We start from the raw sequence: 25,146 nt of genomic DNA on the forward strand, positions 1-25,146 counted from the left end.
ATTCTCCGAAATTCATAGTCAAACAGCAGGCAACGCCAATGCGACCGGGTCTTGTCCAAGATGCTCGGCAACGGCGCGGATCACCAGATTATGGTCCTCGCGCTGCGGCAGCCCCGATACGATTACGGCGCCGATCACGCCTGCCCCTGCAACGCGGATCGGAAATCCGCCGCCCGCCAGCGCGTAATCTTCGACATTCAATGCTTTATGGAGAGCAAACATGCGATCGTCGCGATTCTGTTCCAGAACAAGACGATAGGTCGAAGCATGAAAGCGGCGCACGACATTGAACTTACGGCGCAACCATTCCTGATTGTCCACTGTGCTTCCGGCGGTCGTCGCATAAAACAATTGCCGGTCCCACAGGGAAATTTCGGTGGCAATGCCGAGCTTTTCCTTCACGGCGATATCGCGAATGCGATGACCAAGCGCGAATGCTTCATTCTCGTCAAATGACGGAAAAATAAGCGCCTGTTCCTGCCGGATGATCTGCGCAATCGCCTGCTTGCTGTCGTCGCCCTGTGCCATTCTCTGCATTTCCCCGATGAGCTGCACGAAATCTGTGCGTTCCTTGTGCGCCTTCGATCACGTGATTGCAATAAGGGTTGTCCGCCATCAAACTTGATTGATCGGATGCAATCCACTAGTGGAGCCCTATGGTTCAGAACCCCAATATAGATGTGCCCCTGAAAGGCGATCAAATACCGGAATTTGTCGAAACCGCCGTATTCAAGCGCGACGTGTTCTCGGAAACGCATGCCGGTTATTTCATAGGCAACCCCGAGACCCGCATCATTCGGCGCGTCGTAAGCGCTGCTCCCTGGTGGTCGAAGCCGCTGGCATGGATATTGGCCCGGCGCGAAATCCGCGGCCTCAAGACGGTACGCGGTATTGAAGGTGTCCCACAGCTCCTCGCCGTCGACAAGGACGGGCTGTATCGATCCTGGACGGAAGGCACACCGCTGCATCTTGCGCGGCCTTCCGATCCGAAATGGTATCGCACCGCACACCGCATCCTGCGCGATATGCGTCGTCTTGGTGTCACCCACAACGACCTCGCCAAACCGCAAAACTGGCTGATGACACCCGAAGGTGAAGCAGCGGTCATCGATTTCCAGCTTGCAAGCGTTCATCGTCGTCGTGGCGCGCTCTATCGCCTGATGGCCTATGAAGACTTCCGCCATCTCATCAAGCAGAAGCGTGCTTTCGCAAAAGACCTGATGACACCGACGGAAAAGCGCATTCTGGCGCGCCGTTCTCTGCCGTCGCGCATCTGGCTGGCGACAGGCAAGAAAGTCTACAACTTCATCACTCGCGGCATTTTCAGCTGGTCGGACGGTGAAGGCACTGGTGACCGGATCGACAATGAAGGCCCTGCAATTCAGGCTGCCCTCAAATCCGATCCACGCGTGACCGATGTAGCGCTCGCGCTCTATTCACTGCCAGCCAAGGGCGTCGGCATCTACGCTTTCGTGGAGACTCTCAACGCCGACGAAAAAAGCCTGCGCGCGCGCTTGAAAGGCCAGAAGGTTGAACTGATCCAGCCAGTTGCCCATCTGCCCCGGCGCGCTGACGGGACCATCCGGGACGACATTCTGCGGCTGATCGCGATGAACCAGATGACGGAGCTCGATGATCTTCTGCAGCGTGAACCGGAACTGCGTGGACTGGTTGAAGCACTGGCCTCGCATCGCCTGAACTTTACGGATCGTCGCGTTACTCAATTAGAGTAGTCGAATATTTTAACCCTTTCGCTGGTCTTTCAGCCGCGAATCATTACATTCGGGTCAAATGTCTGACTTTCCCGACGATATGCCGTTTTTCGGCGATGACGACGCTCCGGCAGGCCGCACGCCTGCTCCCGGTGGCATTGCCGCACGTGCCATGGCAGCACGCAACCAGCAACGTGGCGAGCCTGATTACCTGAAAGGGCTGAACCCCGAGCAACGTCAGGCAGTCCTGACGACGGAAGGTCCTGTTCTGGTGCTTGCCGGTGCGGGCACGGGAAAAACGCGCGTTCTGACAACGCGTATCGCACATATTCTGACCACCGGCCTTGCCTATCCAAGCCAGATTCTCGCCGTGACTTTCACGAACAAGGCCGCGCGCGAAATGAAGGAGCGTATCGGTCATCTGGTCGGCGGCGCAGTCGAAGGCATGCCGTGGCTCGGCACGTTCCACTCGATCGGTGTTAAGCTTTTGCGCCGCCATGCGGAACTTGCAAATCTGACATCGGATTTCACCATCCTCGACACTGATGACGTGATCCGCCTCATCAAGCAGCTCATTCAGGCTGAAGGCCTCGATGACAAGCGCTGGCCTGCCCGCACCTTCGCCAACATGATCGATGGCTGGAAGAACAAGGGATTCGGGCCATCCGATATTCCTGAAGGCGATGCGCGCTCGTTCGGCAATGGTCGCGGACGCGAGCTTTATCAGGCCTATCAGGAGCGCCTGCGCACATTGAACGCCTGCGATTTCGGCGATCTTCTGCTGCATCCGATCCGTATCTTCCGCAATCATCCGGATATCCTGCGCGAATATCACGCGAAGTTCCGCTACATTCTGGTGGACGAATATCAGGATACGAATACGGCGCAATATTTGTGGCTGCGTCTGCTGGCGCAACGACCAAAATCACGAACGACAGCGCCAACGCAGGCCGGAGGCTCGCCGGTACAGCCCGCCAAGGCATTCGAAGCCTCCCGCAGGACCGATGAGCGCAGCGAATTCGGCGTGAGCGGAGATAAAGTTAATCTGTGTTGCGTCGGCGACGACGATCAGTCGATTTACGGCTGGCGCGGAGCAGAAGTGGACAATATTCTTCGCTTCGAAAAGGATTTTCCGGGCGCAGTCGTCATCAAGCTTGAGCGCAATTACCGCTCCACAGCGCATATCCTCGGTGCAGCCGCCCACCTGATCGCACATAACGAGGGTCGCCTTGGTAAAACGCTGTTTACCGAAGCACCCAATCCGGACGATCCACGGGTCAAAGTTCATGCGGCCTGGGACTCGGAAGAGGAAGCCCGCGCTGTCGGCGAAGCCATTGAGCAGGCCCAGCGTCAGGGGCATCTCCTCAACAACATGGCGATCCTCGTCCGCGCTTCTTTCCAGATGCGTGAATTCGAAGACCGTTTTGTCACACTCGGTCTCAACTACCGCGTCATCGGCGGCCCACGCTTTTATGAGCGGCTCGAAATCCGTGATGCGATGGCCTATCTGCGTGTCGTTGCACAACCGGCCGACGATCTGGCGCTGGAGCGCATCATCAACACGCCGAAGCGTGGTCTGGGTGAAGCCGCGATCCGCCAGATCCATGACTATGCACGTGCACGCGATATTTCGATGTTTTCTGCGGCCTGCGATCTCATTGAAACCGAGGAATTGAAGCCGAAGCCACGTTCCGCACTGCGCGAAGTGGTCGAGAATTTCCTGCGCTGGCAGTCCCTGATCGACAACACGCCGCATACCGAACTGGCCGAAACCATCCTTGATGAATCCGGCTATACGGCCATGTGGCAGAACGACAAATCGGCAGAAGCACCGGGCCGGCTTGAAAACCTCAAGGAACTGATCCGTTCCATGGAGGAGTATGAAAGCTTGCGCGGTTTCCTTGAGCATGTCGCACTCGTGATGGACGCCGAGCAGAATGAGGATCTGGATGCCGTCAACATCATGACGCTGCATTCGGCCAAAGGTCTGGAATTTGAAACCGTCTTCCTTCCCGGCTGGGAAGAAGGCTTGTTTCCGCACCAGCGCGCGCTTGATGAAGGCGGGCGTTCCGGCCTTGAGGAAGAGCGCCGCCTCGCCTATGTCGGCGTGACCCGCGCCAAGAAAAACCTGCATATATGGTTCGTTTCCAACCGACGCATCCACGGCATGTGGCAATCGACCATTCCTTCCCGGTTTCTGGAAGAACTACCGGAAGCGCATGTGGAAGTGGCCGAACTGGAAGGCAATTACGGCGGTTACGGCGGTGGCTATGGACAGTCCCGCTTCGACAAGGCTGATCCATTCCAGAATTCTTATTCGACACCCGGCTGGCAGCGCGCGCAGCAGAATCGCTCCGATGCCACCCGTAACAACTGGGGTTCTCGTTCGGGCAGCAAAGTGGAACGCATCGGCTATGGCGAGACCGATTCCGGTTTTGGAGCTGGTCGTGGCTCCATCAAGGGACGCACGATTGACGGTGAACTGGTGGCCAAGTCAGTGGCCGACAAGCCATCGGCCTTCAAGGCGGGCGACCGCGTGTTCCATATCAAGTTCGGCAACGGAACGATCTCGCTTATCGATGGCAACAAGCTGACCATCGATTTCGACAAGGCCGGACAGAAGCGCGTTCTCGATAGTTTCGTCCAGCCGATCTAGTTTCCATCACAGATGAAGGATCAGGGCAGCCGGACTATTCCGGCTTGCCCTTCGCCCATGTTACATCACCCTTGTAAAGCGGCACGGTTGAAAGCGACGTTTTCGCTGAACCGTCCTGAACCTGTGTCGCATGGGCGAGATAAAGCAGAGTATTGTTTGTCTTGTCGTATATGCGCGTGATGACAAGCTTCTTCCAGATCAAGCTTGTACGCTCGGAGAACACCCGTTCCCCGCCCTTGCCGAGATCGATATCTGCGATAGTGATCGGCCCTGTCTGCTCGCATGAGATGGAAGCATTGGACGGGTCCTCGAACCAGTTGCCTTTTTGCAACCGGTCGATCATGCCGCGCGAAAACGACGCCAGATGACAGGTTACGCCCTGCACTTTCGGGTCCTGTACCGCATCGATGACGATATCGTTTCCAAGCCAGTCGACGCCAACCTTGCCAACTTCTTCAGCCGGAGCGGCCGAAGCCGCAACGACCAACATGGGAGCAAGCAACAACCCGGCAAAACGCTTCAGTCCGACCATATCTTCCAGCCTCCAGAACTGTTGTGATGCCAAGGTGGGTAAACAATTGCGGCTTTGCAAGAGCCGGAATTCAGCCGCTCCACTTTTCCAGAAACGTTTCGATTTCGAGCGTCTGGATGTCTGGAACCGCTTCATAGAGCTTTTCCACCGACCAGTTCCACCATTCGAGTTCGAGCAGTCGGTCTATGACAACATTATCGAAGCGTTTGCGGATGAAACGAGCTGGAACACCGCCGACCACATGATAGGGTGGCACGTCCTTTGTTACGACCGCATTCGCGCCAATCACTGCCCCATGTCCGATCTGAACACCTGGCGTGATGACCGCACCATGACCAATCCATACATCGTTGCCGATCGCCACGCGCTGCGCCTGACGCCTTGCCCGGAACTCTCCATCAACGCCTAGATAGCGAAAATATTCATTCGGCCGATAGCTGACTTTATGAGTCGTCAGCCGCTCCATCGGGTGTTCGAGAGCGTTGATGCGAACATTCGCGGCAATGGAACAAAACTTGCCGATCTCGGCATAAATCCCCTCACCGTTTCGCTCGAAATAGGTGAAGTCGCCGACCGTGACTTCACGAAGAATCACGCGTTCGCCAATATCGGCATATCGCCCCAGCTTGACGGATTTCAGTTGAGCCGTGGAATGAATGCGGGGTTCGCTGTTCTGGAAACGCAGATCATCCGACGATGTCATTGCAAATTCACCTCAAACTTCCCCGCAGCACAGTCGGTTCTGGAACGAACCGCCTAAGCCGCTTCCTGCGCACTATCTTCCTCGCCGGAAAGATAATCCTTGATAACATTCGGCAGAACATCGTCAAACTTCGCAATAAGGGTCTGGTGAATTTTGGCACGGAACGCGGGATCGAAACGCTCAAACCCCTGCACACAGCCGAAGGGTGCTGATCCTGTTTCGATTGCTTGCAGTTCTTCCACCCAGCGCTTCTCCTGGACGAAATCCAGATAAGCCAGTTCTCTCACCGGGCGAACGGAGGCTTTGTGCCGCAAAATCTCCAGATGATTGGCGAGAGCGACCGTATTGAACTGTTCGATATCGCGATATCGAAAACCGACCTGCCGATTCAGAACATCGGGACGTTCGGTGAAAAAAGCCGCCAGCGTGCTGCGCCGCAACGGATGTGGGTGATGATGAATCGACATGAATCGATCCTTCATGCCAGCAGTGACAGCGCCTTTCCATTGCGCCATGCGGAATTTCGGAAACGTATATTCATACCGCGATATCTTGCCAAGCAAATGGCGCAGCTTGTACTTCCAGCGGGTGTTTTCAGGTCGCACCCAATCGCCATGAAGAACAGGGCGCTCGTTCTCATAGAGATCGGATACTGTCAGCGGAGCATTCACGAAGAAATCGTCGTTGGAATAAATAAAATGCTCCGACAGCCCAGGTATCCGCCACATCGCACCTTCAATAGCGCGGGCGTTGAACGAAGGGCGAGCAGCCGGCAAACCATCAAAAATATCATCATGTGATACGATCTGGATAAAAGAAGCATCACATTTGCCCTCATGCTTGAATGCATCGAGGAAACGGGGCTTCTGATGATCGGTGATGATGAAAATGCGCTTGATGAACGGGGCGAATTTGATGACGGAAGCGATGTTATAATAAATCTCGCCATTATCGAGATAACGTTCGTTTGTAACGGCTTCGAAATGCGTGCGATCAGAATTTGGCGCGAACCTTTTTCTGGCAGCCATATGCGCGGGATCCTGCCCGTCAACCCAAGCGATTACGTAATCGACTTCCAATATTGCTCTCACAAGAAATTGCAATTTTATGACCGAAATATATCAGTTCGATCAACCTTGCAAAAAGAAAGAACGAAGAAGCTGTTCAACTTTAGTCACGCGAATGAGACAGGAGCCAAACTGTGCGAAGAGCCATTTCCACCGCGCGACAAATAGTCAAAAGTTTCAGAAATTATTGAAAATTGAGCAAATGGCCGTACATTACCGCCATGCTCTTCATAATGCAGGATGCGGCTATATCGACCGTTCTGCAACGCATAAAGAAAAGATAGATTGTTGATCAGCGCATCAAGGCGCGTTCGGAAATTCAAGGCTGACTGGACATGAAAAAATTCCTGCCCATCTTCATCATCGCCTTCATCGTCGTTATCGTCGGCGCTGCGGGTCTCAATCTTTTTCGAGACAAGGAAGCGGCTAAAGAACCCTTCGGCGGTCCGCTTAACCTTGTGACCATGGATGGCACGCCTTTCACCGAGAACGACCTGCGCGCTGCGCCAGCAGCAATCTTTTTCGGCTTCACCCATTGCCCGGACGTCTGTCCCACCACGCTCTATGAGCTTGATGGCTGGCTGAAGCAGCTTGGGCCGGAAGCCAGTGACATCAAGGCTTATTTCATCACCGTTGATCCGGAACGCGACACGCAGGAAGTCATGAAGACCTATGTCGGCAACGTTTCCGACCGCATCATTGGCATCACCGGTACACCACAGAATATTGCTGATATGGTCAAATCCTACCACGTCTATGCCAAGAAGGTTCCGGGCGAAGACGGCGAATATACGATGGATCATACAGCATCGGTATTTCTGCTCGACAAAGGCGGCCGCTTCCGCAGCACAATCGCCTATCAGGAAAACCCGGATACGACTCTGGAAAAGTTGAAGAATCTGGCCAAAGGCGCTGCAAAGAGCTAAATAGAATCTACGAAGCATTTCCATCGGAAATGCGTCAGAGCCTGAATCAAAAAGCGGCATGTATGTGCGAAAATGGTGATTCTCGAGTACCGGAGCGCAATGTACTTCTGAGCATGGTCCCGAAAAGTTGCAGACTTTTCGGGACCATGCACTAGAGAAAGCTACATGAGCACCGGAACGCAGAAAAATTGCAACTTGCAGCCATACAGGGCGGCTTTTGGAACAGACTCTCAAAGATAGAGAGCTTTATTACTTCATGGCCCAGTCACGACTTTTCTTTTCGGCGGATAAGGCGGAAGCCGAGCGCGTCTACAACATTCTCGAACAGGCTTTCGAGGAAGACGGCTTCCCCATCGCTATCACCGAAATCGATGAAGACCGGCAGATTTTCGAGGTGTCGGTCTATGTCGAGGGCGATGCCGAAGATGTCGCCAAGCGGATCGATGCGTTGGTCGGTGCAGACATTTTCTCCGTTGAAGAACTGCCCGACATCGACTGGGTCACGCATTCGCTGGAAGGTCTGAAGCCTGTCAGAGCCGGGCGTTTCTTTGTCCATGGCTCGCACGACCGCGACAAGATCGAAGCAGGCGACATCCCCATTGAAATCGATGCTGGTCTTGCCTTCGGCACCGGCCATCACGGAACGACGGCAGGATGCCTTGAACTGATCGAGGAAACTGTCAACAGCGAACACCCGACCAATGCGCTCGACCTTGGCACCGGCAGCGCTGTTCTTGCCATCGCCATAGCCAAGCTCGCTCCCATTCCTGTACTGGCTACCGATATTGATCCTGTCGCCGTCACCGTCGCCGCAGAAAATGCCGCCAAGAACGGTGTGGCAGAACATATCGTTACGGCAACGGCAGAAGGCTTCGGCCACCCGATCTTCCGTTCCTATTCGCCATTCGACCTGATCGTCGCCAACATTCTTGCCAATCCGCTTATCGAGCTGGCACCTTCCCTCAAGGAGCATCTGGCATCCGGCGGTTCCATCGTTCTTTCCGGAATACTTGACAGTCAACACGATGCAGTGCTCGCTGCCTATCAGGCACAGGGACTCACCCACCAAAAGACGCTGCATCGCGAAGGCTGGGTAGCAATTCATCTGAAATAACAGGCCGTTTGAACCACGGCGTATTCCTGTTTTGAGCGAGTTAAACCTATGGCTTTTCAGAGTTTCGACGTCACCACAAATCCGGCCAATGGCGGCCCACGCGTTGCGAAGCTGCGCGCGAAAATGGCCGAACTTGGCCTTGACGGATTTCTGGTTCCTCGCGCAGACGAGCATCAGGGTGAATATGTTCCGCCCCATGCGCAGCGCCTTGCCTGGCTGACCGGCTTCACCGGATCGGCTGGTGCCGCGCTCATCCTCGAGAACAGCGCCTATATCTTCGTCGATGGACGTTATGAACTGCAGGTCCGCGCCCAGACCGACCCGAAGGTCTTCTCCTATGAAAGCCTTGTCACAAATCCACCGGCTTCCTGGCTGGCAGAAAACGGCAAAGGCCTGAATATAGGCTTCGATCCCTGGCTCCATACAATTTCCGAAGCCCGCGCCTTGCGCGAAGCGCTTGAAAATCAGGGCGGTCAGCTCGTTCCCGTCGAAATCAATCTTGTTGACGCCGTATGGAACGATCAGCCTGAAGTGCCAACGGCAGAGGTGACGATCCAGCCTGCCCGCTTCTCCGGCCATGAAGCGGAAGACAAGATCAAGGAAATGCAGGCGGCAGTCGCCGCAAGCGGCGCCAGCGCAACTGTCCTGACCGATCCGTCATCAGTTGCATGGGTGTTCAATATCCGCGGCAAAGACGTGTCCAACACACCACTGCCGCTGAGCTTTGCCATTATCCCTGCAAAGGGCGAACCAGAGCTTTTCATCGATGAACGCAAGCTTGCCATTGAACCGCGCGCCTATCTGACCCAACTCGCCAAGCTCTCGGCACCGAACGATCTGGAAGGACACCTCAATGCTCTCGCGGCCAAGGCAGAAGCTATTCTTCTCGACCCGACCCTTGCGGCTGAGCAGCTCCGCCTCGTTGTCACCAGCGCAGGCGGCAGTGTGATCGAAGGCAAAGACCCTGCCCGTATTCCACGCGCAATCAAGAACAAGGCTGAACTTGATGGCTCACGCGCCGCCCATGAGCGCGACGGTGTGGCTATGGTCAATTTCCTCTCATGGGTCGACGGCCAGAAGCCCGGCACAATCGATGAAATCAGCGCAGCGCAGAAGCTGGAAGAATCGCGTGCCGATGCCGGGCGCGACTTCCAAATGCCGCTGGAAGACATATCCTTCGACACGATCTCCGGTGCGGGGCCGAACGGCGCAATCATCCATTATCGCGTCAATACCGACACCAACAGAACGCTTGAAGATGGCGAGCTATATCTGGTCGATTCCGGCGCACAATATCGCGACGGCACCACCGACATCACCCGCACCGTCCCCATCGGCAAGGTAACACCGGAGACGATCAAGGCATTCACGCTCGTGTTGAAAGGTGTGATTGCGATCACCACGGCTCGCTTCCCGAAAGGCACACGTGGGCAGGATATCGACGTTCTGGCGCGCATCGCACTATGGAAGCATGGTTTCGACTATGCGCACGGAACCGGCCACGGCGTCGGCTCCTACCTGTCGGTGCACGAAGGCCCGCAGAGCATTTCGAAAAAGGGCGCGCAGGAACTGCTGCCAGGCATGATCCTTTCCAACGAGCCGGGCTATTACAAACCCGGTTCATTCGGCATCCGCATCGAAAACCTTATCATCGTTACCGAACCGGAAGTGCCGGAAGGCGGCGACATTGCGATGATGGGCTTCGAAACACTGACGTTCTGCCCTATCGACCGTCGTCTGATCGACAAGTCGCTTTTCACGCACGAGGAAATCGACTGGCTGAACAGCTACCATGCCAGCGTGCGCGAGAAGCTTTCAGGCCACCTCAAGGACGCTGAACGCAAATGGCTTGAAGCGGCAACCGCACCGCTTTGATAATGCATTCACACCGTGAAATGGCGTAGCGCGATCAAAAGCGCTACGCCAGCAAAGAACATGGTCATCATGCTGAGCCGCAACGAAAGCACGATGCAAACCGCGAGTACGAGCAGTTCCCGCCAGCCATGATCCGAAGCAGGCGCAGCCACGATGGCCGTCAGAACGGCTGCAGGCACGGCGTTGAGCGCCGCTTCCACCCGGTAATGCACACGGCTGAAGCGTGACAGGACCAGATGCCCGCCAATACGGGTGAGATAAGTGCAGAGCGCGCCCGCAAGAATGATCCAGATCGTGGTGGACATTTACGCCTCCCCTTCGCGTGGCTTGGCAATAATCGCCGCAAGAACAATGCCGCCAAGTGCGCCCAGCGAGACATGCCACGGAGATCCCACGAACTTGTAGGCCGCCACGGCTGAAATCGCACTGACGACAACGACCGGCAGCCAGTTTTGTCGATGACGGAAACTCATCACCATGCCGAGAAAATAGATCGGCAGCAGAAAGTCGATGCCAAAGGCATAGGGATTCGTGATCAGATTGCCGAACAGCCCGCCAATCAGCGCTTCGAGAACCCAGGTCAGATAGAATGTGAGGCCAATGGCCATATACCAGACGAAGGTGACCGGCTTACCGGCTTCCGCTCGTTGTTCAACTTCCGCATACTGGATGTCTACCAGTACGAAAAAGGCCAGTGCCTTCTGCCATGGCTTGAAGTGACGGATACGCCGACCCGTGCTCGCCGAATAAAGCACGTGCCGGAAATTGACGGCGAAGATCGACATGACAATCATCCACGGCGCAATGTTCTGGCCGAAAAGATCGAGCCCGACCATCTGGCTGGCACCGGCATAGATGATGGAACTCATGAACACCGCTTCGGCGAGCGACAATCCGTTATCGACAGCAAGCGCACCGAACAGCAGGCCAAAGGGCGCGCCGGCAACGACAAGCGGAAGTCCGCGCCGGACACCGTCAATAATATCGGCGCGCGCTGAAGCCCTTACGGGCCGAAAAGTCTGATCCACGAATATTCACTCCTCCGAATGAAGAGTAGTTAGGAAATTCTGGGGCCTGTTGGAATATGATTTCCCAAAAAATCATACTATTAAACAGGAATGCCGCATTTGCGCATCACTCATAAATCCGGCTGATGCATTCATGAACGATTATGATTGTTGTGGAACGGTCTTTTCGATTTTGTGCATCCAGTCTACGAGCGGACGAGCCCGTTCGGTGAAGTCGACAAGACGATCCGCCAGATCGGCACGGGTAATCGTTTCAGGGTCGATTTCTATCCGCACCGAGAAATGCCGATTGCGAATTGCTTCCAGCAAATCATCATCGGTCACGGCCTCGAAACCACGTGGCGTGCGTTTCAGCCGGTCGTAATCGCTGATTTTCAAACCATTTTTCTTGAGTTTCGCGACCATGGCGCGGAATTCTTCCGGCTTCTCGGCAATGGCCGTGCGTATAGCCAGAAGCAGTTCCTTCTTTGGCCCCCACCAAGCCACACAGGCGTAGCAGTCGCGGACACCCGGCAGGCCGATGCAGACATAGAAGCAACCACTCTCGTCCCATTTGGTACCCGATTGTGACAGCAACGCAGACAGGTGACGGTTATAGGGGGCCTTGTCCTTGAAAAATCGCGTATCGCGTTTGATGCGGAACTGCGATTTCACCCGATCGCCCTTGAACGGCAGACCGGCTTTTTCAAAACGACCCGTTAATTCCTCGACAAGATCTCCAAGAGGTTCCTTCAGCTGCTGCTCGAAAAGATCCTTGTTCTCTACGAACCATTCGCGATTCTGGTGAAAATCCAGAGCTTTCAGAAACGGGATCGCTTTTTCACCAAAACCGCTGAACGGGGCCATTATTCTTCTCCGACCAGTGTAAACCAGGCGTCTTCATCGATGACTTCGATGCCCAACTCGGATGCCTTGGCGAGTTTGGAACCAGCGCCCGGTCCGGCCACCACAAGATCGGTCTTTTTCGAAACCGATCCGGCTGTCTTTGCTCCATAGCGTTCGGCCATGGCTTTCGCCTCATCGCGCGACATACGTTCCAGACTGCCGGTAAATACCACCGTCTTGCCTTCGACCGGCGAACCGGTCGATACGAGTGCAACTTCGTCTACAGGAGTCACTCCTGCTTTGAACAAGTTGTCCAATACTTCGCGATTATGCGGCTCCGCATAAAAATCCACGACAGCTTCAGCAACGATGGAACCGATGCCCTCAACGGCAATCAGTTCCTGCCAGGCTTCATTGCCCTTGTCGGTGCGGTCACCCTCTTTTGGCGGAACTGCTTCCAGAGCAGCTTCTTCAAAGGCAGCATAAGACAGATAGGCGCGCGCAAAGCGCTTGGCATTCACCTCACCAACATGACGGATACCAAGGCCGAACAGAAAGCGATGCAGGGCAATCTCGCGCCGATCATTGATCGCATCATAAAGCTTCTTCACGGAAGTCGCGCCGAAACCTTCAATGTTCTCCAGTTTCTTGAGAGGCGATTCAGCCTGTCGCTGTTGCAGCGTGAAGATATCGGCAGGCGATTTGATCTTCAGGCTGTCATCTTCGGCATGGAAGAAAAACTCGACCTGCTTTTCGCCAAGGCCTTCAATATCGAACGCATTGCGCGACACGAAATGACGAATGCGCTCGACCGCCTGCGCAGCACAGGTCAGGCCGCCAGTGCAGCGATAGACCGCCTCGCCCTCTTCGCGCACGGCATGACTGTGACAGACCGGGCATTCATGCGGGAAATGGAACGGCGAGGCATCGGCCGGGCGCTTTTCCAGTACAACATCGACAATCTGTGGGATCACATCGCCTGCGCGCTGCACGATGACCGTATCGCCGACGCGAATATCATGCTCATCAGCACGAATACGCTCACCCTTGAGTCCGATACCCTTGATATAGTCCTCGTTGTGCAGCGTCGCATTGGTCACGACCACGCCACCGACGGTGATTGGCTCCAGCCGCGCCACTGGCGTCAGCGCGCCGGTGCGCCCGACCTGAATGTCGATGCCGCGCAAGATCGTCGTAGCCTGTTCTGCCGGAAACTTGTGCGCAATGGCCCATCGTGGGCTGCGCGAGCGGAAACCGAGCCGCGTCTGCAGATCGAGCCGATCAACCTTATAGACGACACCGTCAATGTCGTAGTCGAGCTGAGCGCGCTCAAGACCGATGGCGCGGTAATGCGCGAGCAATTCGTCTGCACCGTGAAGCCGCTTCGTCAGCGGATTGACCGGGAAACCCCATTCGCGGAAAATCTCGACCATGCCCATCTGCGTATCGGCAGGCATGTCCGACATTTCGCCCCAGGCATAGGCAAAGAATTTCAGCTTGCGGCTCGCCGTCACCTTGGCATCGAGCTGGCGCAGGGAACCTGCTGCCGTGTTGCGCGGGTTCACATAAGTCTGCTTGCCTTCCGCAGCCATCTGCTCGTTGAGCGCGAGGAAGTCACTTTTGGCCATATAGACCTCGCCGCGCACTTCCACGACGGAAGGCGCTCCAGCCGGAAGCCTGTTCGGAATTTCGGCAATGGTGCGGATATTCGCCGTCACATTCTCGCCGGTCGTGCCGTCACCGCGCGTCGCACCGCTAACCAGAATTCCATTCTCATAGCGGATCGACATGGAAAGCCCGTCGATCTTCGGTTCAGCGGTAAATGCGATGGAATTATCCGGCAGATGCCCCAGAAAGCGATAGACACTGCCCACGAAATCGCGGACGTCATCGTCTGAAAACGCATTGCCGAGCGAAAGCATCGGGCGTGCATGAACAACCTGCGCAAATTTGGAAACAGGTGCTGTACCAACACGCAAGGACGGGCTGTCTGTCCGCACCAGATGCGGGAAGCGCGCTTCAATCGCATCGTTACGCCGCTTCAGCGCATCATACTCGGCATCCGAAATCTCTGGCCGGTCATTGGCATGATAGAGCTCATCATGATGCGCAATTTCACGCGCCAGCCGTTCCAGTTCTGAAGCGGCTTCAGGTTCAGTCAGTTTTTCGACGGGAGTATCGGTCATAAGCGGAGCAAAACCTGCTGATTCAATTTTGCTCAACATAACCAAGAAATGGCATCGCGCCTACACCGGCCCGACATTACGAACATGCATATCCCCTGACAGCGTCATGTCAGGAGACGAGCGCACTATCTCTTTGTTTGTACGCATTATCCGACGCAAAACCGCTTCGCACTTTTGCTGGAAACGCTCAATTCTCGGCCAGCAGGCGTTCTGCTGCTGCGCGCGCTTCGTCGGTAATGCTGGCACCGGCCAGCATGCGGGCAATCTCTTCCTGCCGCTCATCCACCCCGATGGAACGGATCGAGGTAGACATACGGTCTTCATTGGTCGCAGACTTGGCAATCAGGAAATGCGTGGAAGCACGCGCCGCCACCTGCGGCGCATGTGTGACCGAAAGCACCTGCACGCGCCCGGAAAGCCGTGCAAGGCGCTGCCCGATGGCATCTGCCACCGCACCGCCCACGCCGGTATCAATTTCATCGAATACGAGTGTCGGAGCAGAACCGCGATCCGCAAGCGCCACTTTCAGCGCCAACAGGAAACGTGAAAGCTCACCACCCGAGGCGACCTTCATCATCGGCCCGGCCCGTGTGCCCGGATTGGTGCGTACCCAGTACTCAACCGTATCGATGCCTTCAGCCGCCCGTGCTTGCGCGTCGGTCGTCATCTCGACAATGAATTCGGCGCGCTCAAGCTTCAGCGCCGGCAATTCGGTCATTACTGCAGCCTTTAGATGCTCTGCTGTTTCCTTACGCAAACTGGAAAGCTTGGCCGCCGCCGTGTCATAGGCCACCCGCATTTCGGCCGCCTGACTTTCAAGCTGGATCAGCTTTTCTGCTCCGGCATCCAGATCGGCAAGATCAGCATCCATCTTGTCACGCAGCGCAGGCAATCCCTCTACTGCGACAGAATATTTGCGTGCGGCGGCGCGCAAAGCAAAAAGCCGCTCCTCAACCTGTTCCAGCACGCGCGGATCGAAATCGATTTCGCGCATGGCATGATCTATACCGTCCTGCGCGAGAGCCAGACTGTTGAGCGCCTCGTCAATTGCCTTGCAAACCGGCTCCAGCAGATGCGGCGCTTCCGGGATCTTGCGCTCCAGACGACGCACAAGGCTTGCCAGAGACGGCACAGGTGATCCCTGCCCCGACAGTAACTCACCGGCTTCGTTCACATCACCCGCGATCTTTTCGGATTTCATCATGATCGCGCGGCGCTCGGCGAGCTCTTCTTCCTCGCCGGGCTGCGGATCGAGCTTGGTCAGTTCTTCAACTGAAGACCGCAGGTAATCGCCTTCACGCTCGGCCTGCTCGACGCGGGCACGATGCTTGGCAAGTGCTGTTTCCGCATCGCGCCAAGCCTTGTGACGCTCGCGAACCACTGCGGCCTCTGGCTCGAGACCGCCAAAAGCATCCAGCAATGTACGGTGAAGATCGGTATCGATCAGCGCGCGGTCGTCATGCTGGCCATGGATTTCCACCAGCCTGCGTCCGAGATCACGAAGAAGCGCGACGCTCGCCGCCTGATCGTTGATGAAGACGCGCGTGCGACCATCACCCATCTGCAGGCGACGCAGAATGATGTCGCCATCATCGTCAAAACCGTTATCGCGCAGAAATATCCGGGCCGGATGCGCGCCCGGCACATCGAACACTGCAGTCACCTGCCCTTGATCGGCACCATGACGCACCAACGAGGCGTCGCCACGTGCGCCAAGTGCCAGTGAAAGCGAATCAAGCAAAATAGACTTGCCCGCCCCGGTTTCACCGGTAAGTACGGACAAGCCTGTCTTGAACTCGATGTCGAGCCTTTCAATCAGAACAATATCGCGGATCGACAGGTGCGACAGCATGTGAGAATCAGCTTATGAGCCGCCGCCGGTGATGAGCGACGAAGCCTTGGCCAGCCACGAATTACCGTTTTCGCGTGGCTCAAGACCACCGCTCTGCAGAAGCTTGTAGCTGTCCTTGTACCACGGGCTGTCCGGATAGTTCTTGCCGAGAACCGAAGCGGCCATCTGGGCTTCCGACGTCAAGCCAAGCGCATAGTAGGCTTCGACGAGACGAGCCAGTGCTTCTTCCACCTGACGGGTATTGGAATATTCCTCCACAACGCCGCGGAAGCGCTTGATAGAGGCAAGGTATTCCTTGCGTTCCAGATAATAGCGACCAACCTGCATTTCCTTGCCAGCGAGCTGGTCGCGGGCGAAGCGGATCTTGGCCTTGGCATCATCCGTATATTCGGAATCCGGGAAACGATCGACCACTTCCTGCATCGCAGCGATTGCGCGACGGCTTGCAGCCTGATCGCGGGTCACGTCCGGAATCTGGCGGAAGTAGGAAAGACCGATGATGTAATAGGCATAGGCCGATTCAGGCGAAGTCGGGTAAAGCGTGTTGTAACGCTTCGCCATCGAGATCGCTTCTTCGTAATTGCCCTTGCGGTAGTTGGTGAAGGCAGCCATCACGAGCGACTTGCGTGCCCATTCTGTGTAGGGATGCTGGCGATCGACGGCGGCGAACTTCTTCGCAGCTTCATCAAGGCGACCTGCGTCCAGATTGGCGAGACCTTCATTGTAGGTTTTGTCGGCAGGATCAATCGTCTCGACATACTTGGTGAGATCGATGTCGTCGTCCTTGCTGGCACAACCGGCGAGCGGGATAAGAACGGCGATAGCGCCAGTCAGCAGCGCGGTTTTCGTCACACCCTTGAATTTGAAACTCGTCATGCGGTCTCCGGCCTTCTGACAGCGTCATTCCTGTTTGGAGTTGCGTGCTTCTAGCACTGCACGGCAGCTCCATCCATACAAATCATTCAGCTTCAGCGAATGTACGAACATAGCTGACGCTGTTTTGGCCGTCCATAAACCACATGCAGGCGAAATCGGCAATCGTCTAGTGGTCTGAATCCGCCGGACGGCGTATCGAAACGCGTAACCAGTGTGAATTGTCCCCGGTATTGGCTACCCGTATGGGTAGTTGCTCCCCGATCAATCCACCGTAGAACGGCGCACCGACTCAATTGTGAGGTGAACCGGCGAACACGGCTCAATTAAGGCCATGCGCCGATACATACTATTTCTTGGCTAAATTTAGAGCGCCCATGGAGCCGCTATATTCGGCTTCACAGCAACGAAATCCGACGCTCTCGAGTTCTGGCGAACACCGGAAGCCTCGACAATATCGAACGCCGTCTTGTCCGACAGCAGCGCCTTCACCGTTTCCGCATTCAGCCTGTGACCACTGCGGTAGGACCGGAAACAGCCGATGAACGGCAGACCGGCAAGTGCCAGATCGCCGACGGCATCGAGCGTCTTGTGACGAACGAATTCGTCCTTGAAACGCAGCCCGCCCGGATTGATGACAGAATTGTCGTCACCAATGACAAGCGAATTGTCGAGCGACGAGCCAAGCGCATGGCCGGAAGCCCAGAGACGTTCCACATCCTTCATGAAACCGAAAGTCCGCGCGGTGGAAAGCTCCTTGCGGAAAGTCGCTTCCTCCACGTCGTCTGCAAATTTCTGCCGACCGATCAGCGGGCATTCGAAGTCGATCTCGACTTCAAACCGCGTACCGGCGAAGGGGCGGAATTCACCCCAGGAACCGCCAGCTTCGACGCGAACCGTTTTCAGAATGCGAATAAAGCGTCGCTTTGCTTCCTGTGTGACAACACCCGCCTCATCGAAAGCTTCGATAAAACGCGCAGAAGTACCATCGAGAATGGGAACTTCGGGACCGTCGATTTCAACGACAAGGTTATCAATGCCCAGCGCGGCGACCGCCGCCATCAAGTGCTCAACCGTGTCGATCTTAGACTCTTTCGGCCCAAGCGACGTGCAGAGGTCAGTTGCGCCAATCTGTGAGACATGGGCGCGCACTTCCGGCGCCTTGCCCTTCAGATCTGAACGCTGGAATACGATTCCCGTATCGGCATCGGCCGGGAAAAACGTCGCCGAAGCTGGAGCTCCGCCATGAACGCCGACGCCCGAAAGCGTAACCGCACGACCAATTGTCTTTTGATAAGCGCTCAAGAGAGTTCCAATCTGCTGAATAAAATGAATACAGGCCGTTTAAACGGAATTTCAACACAGCCCATTTCGCAATTCTTTGCGTCTATATGGATAGATATAGCTAAAATTGCGACAGGAAATACAGAGGGTTCACCAACTCGTGCTGCCCGGACCATACTCCGTTACAATTAAAATAATAATTTGCGTGACTTGAACAAAATCACGCTTTCTTACGAATGTTTTGATTTTGTTTACTGAAACGAAAAAGCCGCGGGGGTTACCCGCGGCTTTCCTATTCACTCACCGAAATGGCTCAGTTCGACTGACGGCGCAGGAAGGCCGGGATTTCGAGCTGATCTTCTTCCGAAGCGGCACGCGGCTGCGGACGACCCTGATCATCAAGCTGGCCGCGACGCGGTGCGTAGATGGACGAGTCCTGCTGCGGAGCGCGGCGTTCAGCCGGACGCATGCCAGGTTCACGGTGCTGAGCCGGTTCCAGACGAGCTGCAGGCTGATCTTCCTCACGACGCGACAGACCATGAGTCAGGCGCTTCAGGAGGCTCATCGGGCCGCGCGGCTCTTCCTGTGCAGGCTGCTGCGGAGCACGACGGGCATTAATTTCAGCCTGTGCAACCGGCGGAAAATCCGAAACGGCAGGCATGCGCGGAGCAGGACGCGGTTCACGAACCGGCTGTTCATGCATCTGCGGCTGCTGGTAGGCCTGTGGCTGTGTTGCCTGATGACCTGCCGGTGCCTGCGGCATCGGTGCACGGGCAACCGGAGCGCGTTCGAAGGACTCCGGTGCCGGAGCCTGGAAAATGCGGCTCTGCGGACGGAATTCCGGCTCAGCAGAAGCTGCAGGAGCTGCTGGTGCGGCTGGAATTTCAGCTTCGGCAGACTGGATCGCCTGGGCAATCGGATCGACCTGACGCGGCTGTTCAACAACTGGAGGACGAAGTGCGCCATGCGGAGCCATTGGCTTCGCCTGTGCGGTCTGCTTTACCGGCTGGCGAAATTCCAGCGGCGCAGGCGCCGCGTCTCCTAACTGCTTATCGATACCGGTAGCGACGACAGAAACGCGGATGACGCCTTCGAGGCCTTCGTCGAAGGTTGCGCCAAGGATGATATTCGCATCCGGATCGACTTCTTCGCGAATACGCGTAGCAGCTTCGTCGACTTCGAACAGGGTCATGTCGCGACCACCGGTGATCGAGATCAGGAGGCCCTTCGCGCCGCGCATCGAGGTTTCGTCAAGCAGCGGGTTAGCGATTGCAGCTTCGGCAGCAGCCATTGCACGGCCTTCGCCGGAAGCTTCGCCCGTACCCATCATAGCCTTGCCCATTTCGCGCATCACCGAACGAACGTCGGCGAAGTCGAGATTGATGAGGCCTTCCTTGACCATCAGGTCGGTGATGCAGGCAACGCCCGAATAAAGCACCTGGTCAGCCATTGCGAAAGCATCGGCGAAGGTGGTCTTGTCGTTGGCGATGCGGAAGAGGTTCTGGTTCGGAATGACGATAAGCGTATCGACGTTCTTCTGCAGTTCTTCGATGCCGAGATCGGCAGTCTTCATGCGGCGGGCGCCTTCGAAATGGAAAGGCTTGGTCACGACGCCAACGGTGAGGATACCCCGTTCACGGGCAGCGCGCGCCACGACCGGAGCAGCGCCGGTGCCGGTGCCGCCGCCCATACCGGCGGTCACGAAGCACATATGCGTGCCATTCAGGTGATCGACGATTTCGTCGATACACTCTTCAGCAGCCGCACGGCCAACTTCTGGCTGGGAACCAGCACCAAGACCCTCTGTAACGGCAGCGCCGAGCTGGATCATGCGTTCGGACTTCGACATCGTCAAAGCCTGAGCGTCGGTGTTGGCCACGACAAAATCCACGCCGCGCAGACCGGCATTGATCATGTTGTTGACCGCATTGCCGCCGCCGCCGCCGACACCGAATACGGTGATGCGGGGCTTCAGCTCGGTGATATCCGGCTTTTGCAGATTGATAGTCATAGGTCCTTGTTCCTCTTAAGCCTTACCACCGCTTCGCCGCCGCGGTGTGGATTGGTTGTTACCCAGATGGTCACGCCCCAATAATTCAACACGCTATTTCAACAGCTTACACAATACTTACTACTCAGAAACTCTCTTTCAGCCATTGGCTGACACGTTGAATGCGCCCACCCGTACCGGTCATGAGACCGGAGGAAGCCGCTTTCACCGACCGCTCTTCTATCCCGGCCACCTGCGGGTAAATCAGAAGTCCAACGGTCGCGGCAAAAGCTGCCCCCTTAGCCGCCTCAGGCAATCCCGCTATTCCTAGAGGACGCCCGATTCGTACATTTCTTGCAAGGATTCGCCTGGCTGCCTCTGGCATTCCTGGCAGCTGGCTTGCGCCGCCCGTCAGAACCACACGCTTGCCGACAATATGTCCAAGACCTGACTGGTTAAGCCTGTCGCGCACCAGTTCCAGCGTCTCTTCCACTCTTGCACGGATAATCCGCGTCAGGACCGAGCGCGGATATTGATTGGGTACATCACGCTCATCGTCGCCGATGGGCGGAACGGAAATGAGATCGCGGTCATCGGCAGCGCTCGGCAGAGCGGAGCCATACATGACCTTCAGACGTTCGGCATCTTCCATCCGGGTGGAAAAGCCGCGAGCCACATCCATCGTCACGTGATTGCCGCCAATGGCCACTGCATCGGCGTGAATAAACTTGCCTTCGGAGAAGACGGAAATCGTCGTCGTGCCGCCGCCCATATCAATGCAGGCAGCACCCATTTCAGCTTCGTCGCCGACCAGAGCGGCAAGACCGCTGGCATAAGGCGTTGCAACGATGGCTTCCACCGACAAATGGCAGCGATTGATGCAAAGCTCCAGATTGCGCAGTGGCGCTGCATCGGCAGTCAGCACATGCATATCGACGCCAAGGCTGTCGCCCAGCATGCCGAGCGGATCGCGAATACCGCGTTCGCCATCGAGTGTGTAGCCAACCGGCAGCGAATGAACGAGGTGACGCTCGGCTGCAAGCGCCTGCTTGGCACCGGCAGCCAGAACACGACGAATATCGGTCTGCTCGACTTCATGGCCGCCCAGATTGACGCTGGCCGTGAAGGTTTCGCTCTTGAGGCGACCGGCTGAAATATTGACGATCAGGCTATCGACGGTCAGACCAGCCATGCGCTCAGCTGCATCGACCGCAAGGCGGATCGACTGCTCTGCCGCATCCAGATCAATGATGACGCCCGACTTGACGCCCCGCGAACGCTGATGGCCGATGCCCAGCACTTCCATACGGTGCGTGCGGCCCGGCAGCAGTGCGCCGCCTTCATGAGGACGCAACCGTGCGATGACGCAGGAAACCTTGCTCGATCCGACATCCAGAACCGTTAACAGGCGCACCTTGCGCCCTGCAGCTCCGCCTTGTGATGATCCCTTGCCGCCCAGAATACTCATACGCGCTTCCCCGTGCGGGATAGTTCTTTTTTACGCTCTGCCAGAAACTTCTGGCGCTGCTCCATACCACTTGCAGTCAATTGGACCGTCACGCGATCATCGAGACGAAGATCGACCGCAGCGATATCGCGCGACAGAAGATGCTGGTCCTGATCGAGCTTCTCGACCTGCGCGAGCGCCTTCAGCGGATCGGTTTCCGGCAGCATGATGCGCACGCCATTATCCAGAAGCAGGTCCCAGCGACGATCGCCGACACGGATGTAGGCGCGAACCTTTCCGGCCAGACCCGGATAGGCAGCGATTTCATCAACGAAGCCCTTGACCTTCTTTTCCGCGCCATCGCCCACGACGAGCGGCAACGAATTGTAACGGCCCGGACGGAACGGAACGATGGTATCGCCGGCGGCATCGATCAGCGCCAGATCCTTGTCGTTTTGCCAGATGGCGAACGCCTTGCGTTCATGCAACGAGACAAGAACCGTACCAGGATAAACCTTGCGAACTTCTGCGCTTTCAACCCATGGCAGCTTGTCGATGGATTGGCGCGCTTCTTCAGCGCTCAGACCGACGAGAGATGTTTCGCCATCGAGATCGAGCTGACCCAGAATATCGATATCGGACGTCTCGTTGTTGCCGACGACCTTTATATCCTCAATTGCGAAACCGAGTGTGGAAGCAGTCGCCTTGACCACCTCCGGCGTGTGACCGCCAACCGCCATGCCATAAAGGCCGGTAGCACCAAGGAAACCCAGCATGCCGACAGTGCCTGCATGGCGCGGAATATTTACATTGCCTTGGAAAAGGCGAGCAGCAAAGCGAAACGGCTTGCGCAGGAAACGCGGCAGGACAAAAGCAGCACCCGTCGCCCCCGATGCATCCCGCATCGAGCCCGAGCGCCCATATCCGTCCGATTTTCCGTTCAACGCAAACAAGACGCGTCCTCCACCATCCAACTCAACAATTCACCGAAAGAGATACCAGCCGCTTTGGCGATATCAGGCACGAGCGAGGTAGGAGTCATCCCCGGCTGGGTATTGATTTCCAGCCAGATAACTTCGCCATCATCAGAGAAACGATCGTCGAAACGGAAGTCTGACCGGCTTACGCCCCGACACCCGATTGCCCGATGCGCCGTAAGGGCCATTGTTTGTATTTTTTGGTAAATATTTGGTAAAATTTTTGCCGGACACACGTGAGATGACGCGCCTGCAACATATTTTGAATCATAATCGTAGAACTGATGACCGACCGGAATGATCTCACACACGTCCATGACGCGATCACCCATCACGGCACAGGTCAATTCCCGGCCGGGAATGTATTTTTCGACCAGAACCTCGGCACCGTAGTTCCACTCAGCCGAACTGATGATTTGCGGCGGATGCGTCTGATCCTCCTTGACGATCACGACGCCAAAGCTCGAACCTTCGCGAACAGGCTTGACCACGTAAGGCGGCTCCATCGGATGCTCAGTGCCGATCTCAAAACGGTTGAGCAGAAGCGAGGAAGCAACAGCAACACCGGCAGCAGCCGCAACCTTCTTGGCGCGGTCCTTGTCCATGGCGAGCGCCGATGCGAGCACGCCCGAATGCGTGTAGGGAATCTGGAGATATTCGAGAACGCCCTGAATAGCGCCATCTTCACCGAAAGGGCCATGCAGCGCATTGAACGCAACGTCAGGCTTCAGTTCGGCAAGAACGCTGGCAACATTGCGATCCACATCAATACGCGTCACGCGATAGCCGCACTCTTCAAGGGTCACAGCGCAAGCCGTTCCGGAGGACAAGCTGACCGGGCGCTCCGAAGAGAAACCGCCCATCAAAACGGCGACGTGCTTTCCCGTCATGTTAGCATCCCCTCTGCGCAATCCCCTGCGCATCAATTAAACAGAATCCAAGCAACCCAGCAGCGAAGGCCGCAGGCACCCGCGGCAGGAAAATCCTGCCGAATCAAATCACTGTGTGGTTAACCCTAAAGAATCAGAGGATTGATTCCGTGACAAGACCCTATAGAAAGGGACGAACCTTACGCGTCGCTTGTGAAGGCAAAAAAGCCCGGAATATCAGGTAGAAAATCCGGGCAACTTTTTTATCAAAATTTTCCAAGAAACTCTTCAACCGGCTCGCCCTCGCGGAACAAACCGAGACGTTTGATTTCCCAATGAAGGCGAATACCCGAATTTTCAAAAACTCTGGCGCGAACCGTTTCGCCCAAAGTCTCCAGATCGAGCCCCGTTGCGGTGCCTGTATTGATCATAAAATTGCAGTGCATTTCGGACATCTGCGCGCCGCCGACGCGCAAACCGCGGCAACCTGCCTTGTCGATTTCCTTCCAGGCCGATGTGCCTTCCGGATTCTTGAAGGTCGAGCCGCCTGTCTTTTCGCGTACAGGCTGCACCGTCTCGCGATGATGCTGCACCTCGTCCATGGCTTGTTTGATCGCTTCATGCTCGCCGGGAGTTCCCTCGAACAAGACAGAGGTAAAAATCAGATCCGGCGATGCTGAGGAATGCCGATACGCGTAGCCCATATCCGCATTGGAAAGCACATGCACCTCGCCCTTGCGATCAAGGGCGCGAACCTCCACGACGCGCTCGCGCGTTTCCACGCCGTTGGCGCCTGCATTCATGCGCAAAGCCCCGCCCATGCCGCCGGGTATGCCATGGTAGAAGTGGAAGCCAGCCAGCCCCGCTTCCAGCGCCGCTGCGGCTACGCGCTTGTCAGGCGTCGCCGCGCCTGCCCGCAGCTGCGTCTCAGAAACCTGATCGACTTCACCGAAGCCTTTTGCGGAAAGCCGCACGACAAAGCCTGGAACACCGCCATCGCGCACGAGCAGGTTGGAGCCGATGCCAACCACGAGAATCGGTATCTCTTCCGGCACAGCCTTCAGAAATGAGGAGAGGTCTTCTTCATCGGCAGGCTGAAATAGAACCTGTGCCGGTCCGCCAGCGCGGAACCAGGTGATCTTGTCCATGCCGGCATCGGGCGTCAGCCGACCACGCAAGCCCGACAATTTGCCGTCGAGCTTCTTCAGAAGCGTCTCGCCGCTTTCCATC

General features: G+C 56.3%; 21 protein-coding genes. 5 read left to right on the forward strand and 16 right to left on the reverse strand.

Annotated features, from left to right (window positions below; all coding sequences use genetic code 11):
* Positions 1-18: 18 nt before the first annotated feature.
* On the reverse strand, positions 19-528 hold the full coding sequence (locus ABDF71_RS10370; protein ID WP_012091768.1) for a heme-degrading domain-containing protein: 510 nt from the start codon (positions 526-528) through the stop codon (positions 19-21).
* Between the two features lie 128 nt (positions 529-656).
* Here ABDF71_RS10370 and ABDF71_RS10375 point away from each other — a divergent pair, with 128 nt between their 5' ends.
* Entirely contained in the window at positions 657-1,733 is a 1,077-nt protein-coding gene (locus tag ABDF71_RS10375) for a serine/threonine protein kinase (RefSeq protein WP_151615738.1), read from the forward strand.
* Positions 1,734-1,791: 58 nt separating this feature from the next.
* On the forward strand, positions 1,792-4,368 hold the full coding sequence (locus tag ABDF71_RS10380) for an ATP-dependent helicase (RefSeq protein ID WP_151663977.1): 2,577 nt from the start codon (positions 1,792-1,794) through the stop codon (positions 4,366-4,368).
* 34 nt (positions 4,369-4,402) lie between these two features.
* On the opposite strand, the gene ABDF71_RS10385 is transcribed toward ABDF71_RS10380, so the two are convergent.
* The 3 genes from ABDF71_RS10385 to ABDF71_RS10395 all read right to left on the reverse strand — a co-directional run bounded on the left by ABDF71_RS10385 (position 4,403) and on the right by ABDF71_RS10395 (position 6,631).
* On the reverse strand, positions 4,403-4,900 hold the full coding sequence (locus tag ABDF71_RS10385; protein WP_010659748.1) for a CreA family protein: 498 nt from the start codon (positions 4,898-4,900) through the stop codon (positions 4,403-4,405).
* A 70-nt stretch (positions 4,901-4,970) separates the two neighbouring features.
* Positions 4,971-5,603, reverse strand: a complete 633-nt coding sequence (locus tag ABDF71_RS10390; RefSeq protein WP_151663978.1) for a DapH/DapD/GlmU-related protein — start codon at positions 5,601-5,603, stop codon at positions 4,971-4,973.
* A 53-nt stretch (positions 5,604-5,656) separates the two neighbouring features.
* Positions 5,657-6,631, reverse strand: a complete 975-nt coding sequence (locus ABDF71_RS10395; RefSeq protein ID WP_192799926.1) for a stealth family protein — start codon at positions 6,629-6,631, stop codon at positions 5,657-5,659.
* 374 nt (positions 6,632-7,005) lie between these two features.
* Between ABDF71_RS10395 and ABDF71_RS10400 the strand changes: the two genes are divergently transcribed.
* From ABDF71_RS10400 to ABDF71_RS10410, 3 genes are all read left to right on the forward strand, one after another.
* Complete coding sequence (locus tag ABDF71_RS10400; protein WP_151615741.1) at positions 7,006-7,596, forward strand: SCO family protein; 591 nt, start codon at positions 7,006-7,008, stop codon at positions 7,594-7,596.
* Between the two features lie 256 nt (positions 7,597-7,852).
* Entirely contained in the window at positions 7,853-8,710 is an 858-nt protein-coding gene (locus tag ABDF71_RS10405; RefSeq protein ID WP_151615742.1) for a 50S ribosomal protein L11 methyltransferase, read from the forward strand.
* Between the two features lie 48 nt (positions 8,711-8,758).
* Positions 8,759-10,585, forward strand: a complete 1,827-nt coding sequence (locus ABDF71_RS10410) for an aminopeptidase P family protein (RefSeq protein ID WP_151615743.1) — start codon at positions 8,759-8,761, stop codon at positions 10,583-10,585.
* A gap of 8 nt (positions 10,586-10,593) precedes the next feature.
* Here ABDF71_RS10410 and ABDF71_RS10415 read toward each other — a convergent pair whose 3' ends face one another.
* The 12 genes from ABDF71_RS10415 to murB all read right to left on the reverse strand — a co-directional run bounded on the left by ABDF71_RS10415 (position 10,594) and on the right by murB (position 25,145).
* Positions 10,594-10,890 (reverse strand): AzlD family protein, encoded by a 297-nt coding sequence (locus ABDF71_RS10415; protein WP_010659742.1) that lies wholly within the window; start codon positions 10,888-10,890, stop codon positions 10,594-10,596.
* Positions 10,891-11,613, reverse strand: a complete 723-nt coding sequence (locus ABDF71_RS10420; RefSeq protein ID WP_151615744.1) for an AzlC family ABC transporter permease — start codon at positions 11,611-11,613, stop codon at positions 10,891-10,893. It abuts the gene before it with no gap.
* A 141-nt stretch (positions 11,614-11,754) separates the two neighbouring features.
* Positions 11,755-12,459, reverse strand: a complete 705-nt coding sequence (locus ABDF71_RS10425) for a DUF2461 domain-containing protein (RefSeq protein WP_500061552.1) — start codon at positions 12,457-12,459, stop codon at positions 11,755-11,757.
* Positions 12,459-14,624 (reverse strand): NAD-dependent DNA ligase LigA, encoded by a 2,166-nt coding sequence (gene ligA, locus ABDF71_RS10430; RefSeq protein ID WP_151615745.1) that lies wholly within the window; start codon positions 14,622-14,624, stop codon positions 12,459-12,461. The genes ABDF71_RS10425 and ligA overlap by 1 nt, the downstream gene beginning before the upstream one ends.
* A gap of 187 nt (positions 14,625-14,811) precedes the next feature.
* Positions 14,812-16,476, reverse strand: coding sequence for a DNA repair protein RecN (recN, locus tag ABDF71_RS10435; protein WP_151663980.1), 1,665 nt, complete (start codon positions 16,474-16,476; stop codon positions 14,812-14,814).
* A gap of 12 nt (positions 16,477-16,488) precedes the next feature.
* On the reverse strand, positions 16,489-17,352 hold the full coding sequence (locus tag ABDF71_RS10440; RefSeq protein ID WP_010659737.1) for an outer membrane protein assembly factor BamD: 864 nt from the start codon (positions 17,350-17,352) through the stop codon (positions 16,489-16,491).
* Between the two features lie 363 nt (positions 17,353-17,715).
* Positions 17,716-18,654 (reverse strand): UDP-3-O-acyl-N-acetylglucosamine deacetylase, encoded by a 939-nt coding sequence (lpxC, locus tag ABDF71_RS10445; protein WP_151663981.1) that lies wholly within the window; start codon positions 18,652-18,654, stop codon positions 17,716-17,718.
* 292 nt (positions 18,655-18,946) lie between these two features.
* Complete coding sequence (gene ftsZ / locus ABDF71_RS10450) at positions 18,947-20,644, reverse strand: cell division protein FtsZ (RefSeq protein WP_151663982.1); 1,698 nt, start codon at positions 20,642-20,644, stop codon at positions 18,947-18,949.
* A 124-nt stretch (positions 20,645-20,768) separates the two neighbouring features.
* Positions 20,769-22,091 (reverse strand): cell division protein FtsA, encoded by a 1,323-nt coding sequence (gene ftsA / locus ABDF71_RS10455; protein ID WP_012091753.1) that lies wholly within the window; start codon positions 22,089-22,091, stop codon positions 20,769-20,771.
* Complete coding sequence (locus ABDF71_RS10460) at positions 22,088-23,023, reverse strand: cell division protein FtsQ/DivIB (protein WP_010659733.1); 936 nt, start codon at positions 23,021-23,023, stop codon at positions 22,088-22,090. Before ABDF71_RS10460 ends, ftsA begins: the two co-directional genes overlap by 4 nt.
* On the reverse strand, positions 23,011-23,937 hold the full coding sequence (locus ABDF71_RS10465) for a D-alanine--D-alanine ligase (RefSeq protein ID WP_151663983.1): 927 nt from the start codon (positions 23,935-23,937) through the stop codon (positions 23,011-23,013). Before ABDF71_RS10465 ends, ABDF71_RS10460 begins: the two co-directional genes overlap by 13 nt.
* Positions 23,938-24,182: 245 nt before the next feature.
* Entirely contained in the window at positions 24,183-25,145 is a 963-nt protein-coding gene (gene murB, locus ABDF71_RS10470) for a UDP-N-acetylmuramate dehydrogenase (protein ID WP_151663984.1), read from the reverse strand.
* Position 25,146 lies beyond the last annotated feature (1 nt).

The organism is Ochrobactrum sp. WV_118_8 (assembly GCF_039631535.1).
In the GTDB taxonomy this organism is placed as follows: Bacteria; Pseudomonadota; Alphaproteobacteria; order Rhizobiales; family Rhizobiaceae; genus Brucella; species Brucella anthropi.

What these genes read in the sequence shown, in the direction of transcription:
- ABDF71_RS10370 (WP_012091768.1), bottom strand. Translation starts at nt 528, where the DNA reads ATGGCACAGGGCGACGACAGCAAGCAGGCGATTGCGCAGATCATCCGG.
- ABDF71_RS10375 (WP_151615738.1), top strand. Translation starts at nt 657, where the DNA reads ATGGTTCAGAACCCCAATATAGATGTGCCCCTGAAAGGCGATCAAATA.
- ABDF71_RS10380 (WP_151663977.1), top strand. Translation starts at nt 1,792, where the DNA reads ATGTCTGACTTTCCCGACGATATGCCGTTTTTCGGCGATGACGACGCT.
- ABDF71_RS10385 (WP_010659748.1), bottom strand. Translation starts at nt 4,900, where the DNA reads ATGGTCGGACTGAAGCGTTTTGCCGGGTTGTTGCTTGCTCCCATGTTG.
- ABDF71_RS10390 (WP_151663978.1), bottom strand. Translation starts at nt 5,603, where the DNA reads ATGACATCGTCGGATGATCTGCGTTTCCAGAACAGCGAACCCCGCATT.
- ABDF71_RS10395 (WP_192799926.1), bottom strand. Translation starts at nt 6,631, where the DNA reads ATGGCTGCCAGAAAAAGGTTCGCGCCAAATTCTGATCGCACGCATTTC.
- ABDF71_RS10400 (WP_151615741.1), top strand. Translation starts at nt 7,006, where the DNA reads ATGAAAAAATTCCTGCCCATCTTCATCATCGCCTTCATCGTCGTTATC.
- ABDF71_RS10405 (WP_151615742.1), top strand. Translation starts at nt 7,853, where the DNA reads ATGGCCCAGTCACGACTTTTCTTTTCGGCGGATAAGGCGGAAGCCGAG.
- ABDF71_RS10410 (WP_151615743.1), top strand. Translation starts at nt 8,759, where the DNA reads ATGGCTTTTCAGAGTTTCGACGTCACCACAAATCCGGCCAATGGCGGC.
- ABDF71_RS10415 (WP_010659742.1), bottom strand. Translation starts at nt 10,890, where the DNA reads ATGTCCACCACGATCTGGATCATTCTTGCGGGCGCGCTCTGCACTTAT.
- ABDF71_RS10425 (WP_500061552.1), bottom strand. Translation starts at nt 12,459, where the DNA reads ATGGCCCCGTTCAGCGGTTTTGGTGAAAAAGCGATCCCGTTTCTGAAA.
- ligA (WP_151615745.1), bottom strand. Translation starts at nt 14,624, where the DNA reads ATGACCGATACTCCCGTCGAAAAACTGACTGAACCTGAAGCCGCTTCA.
- recN (WP_151663980.1), bottom strand. Translation starts at nt 16,476, where the DNA reads ATGCTGTCGCACCTGTCGATCCGCGATATTGTTCTGATTGAAAGGCTC.
- ABDF71_RS10440 (WP_010659737.1), bottom strand. Translation starts at nt 17,352, where the DNA reads ATGACGAGTTTCAAATTCAAGGGTGTGACGAAAACCGCGCTGCTGACT.
- ftsZ (WP_151663982.1), bottom strand. Translation starts at nt 20,644, where the DNA reads ATGACTATCAATCTGCAAAAGCCGGATATCACCGAGCTGAAGCCCCGC.
- ftsA (WP_012091753.1), bottom strand. Translation starts at nt 22,091, where the DNA reads ATGAGTATTCTGGGCGGCAAGGGATCATCACAAGGCGGAGCTGCAGGG.
- ABDF71_RS10465 (WP_151663983.1), bottom strand. Translation starts at nt 23,937, where the DNA reads ATGACGGGAAAGCACGTCGCCGTTTTGATGGGCGGTTTCTCTTCGGAG.
- murB (WP_151663984.1), bottom strand. Translation starts at nt 25,145, where the DNA reads ATGGAAAGCGGCGAGACGCTTCTGAAGAAGCTCGACGGCAAATTGTCG.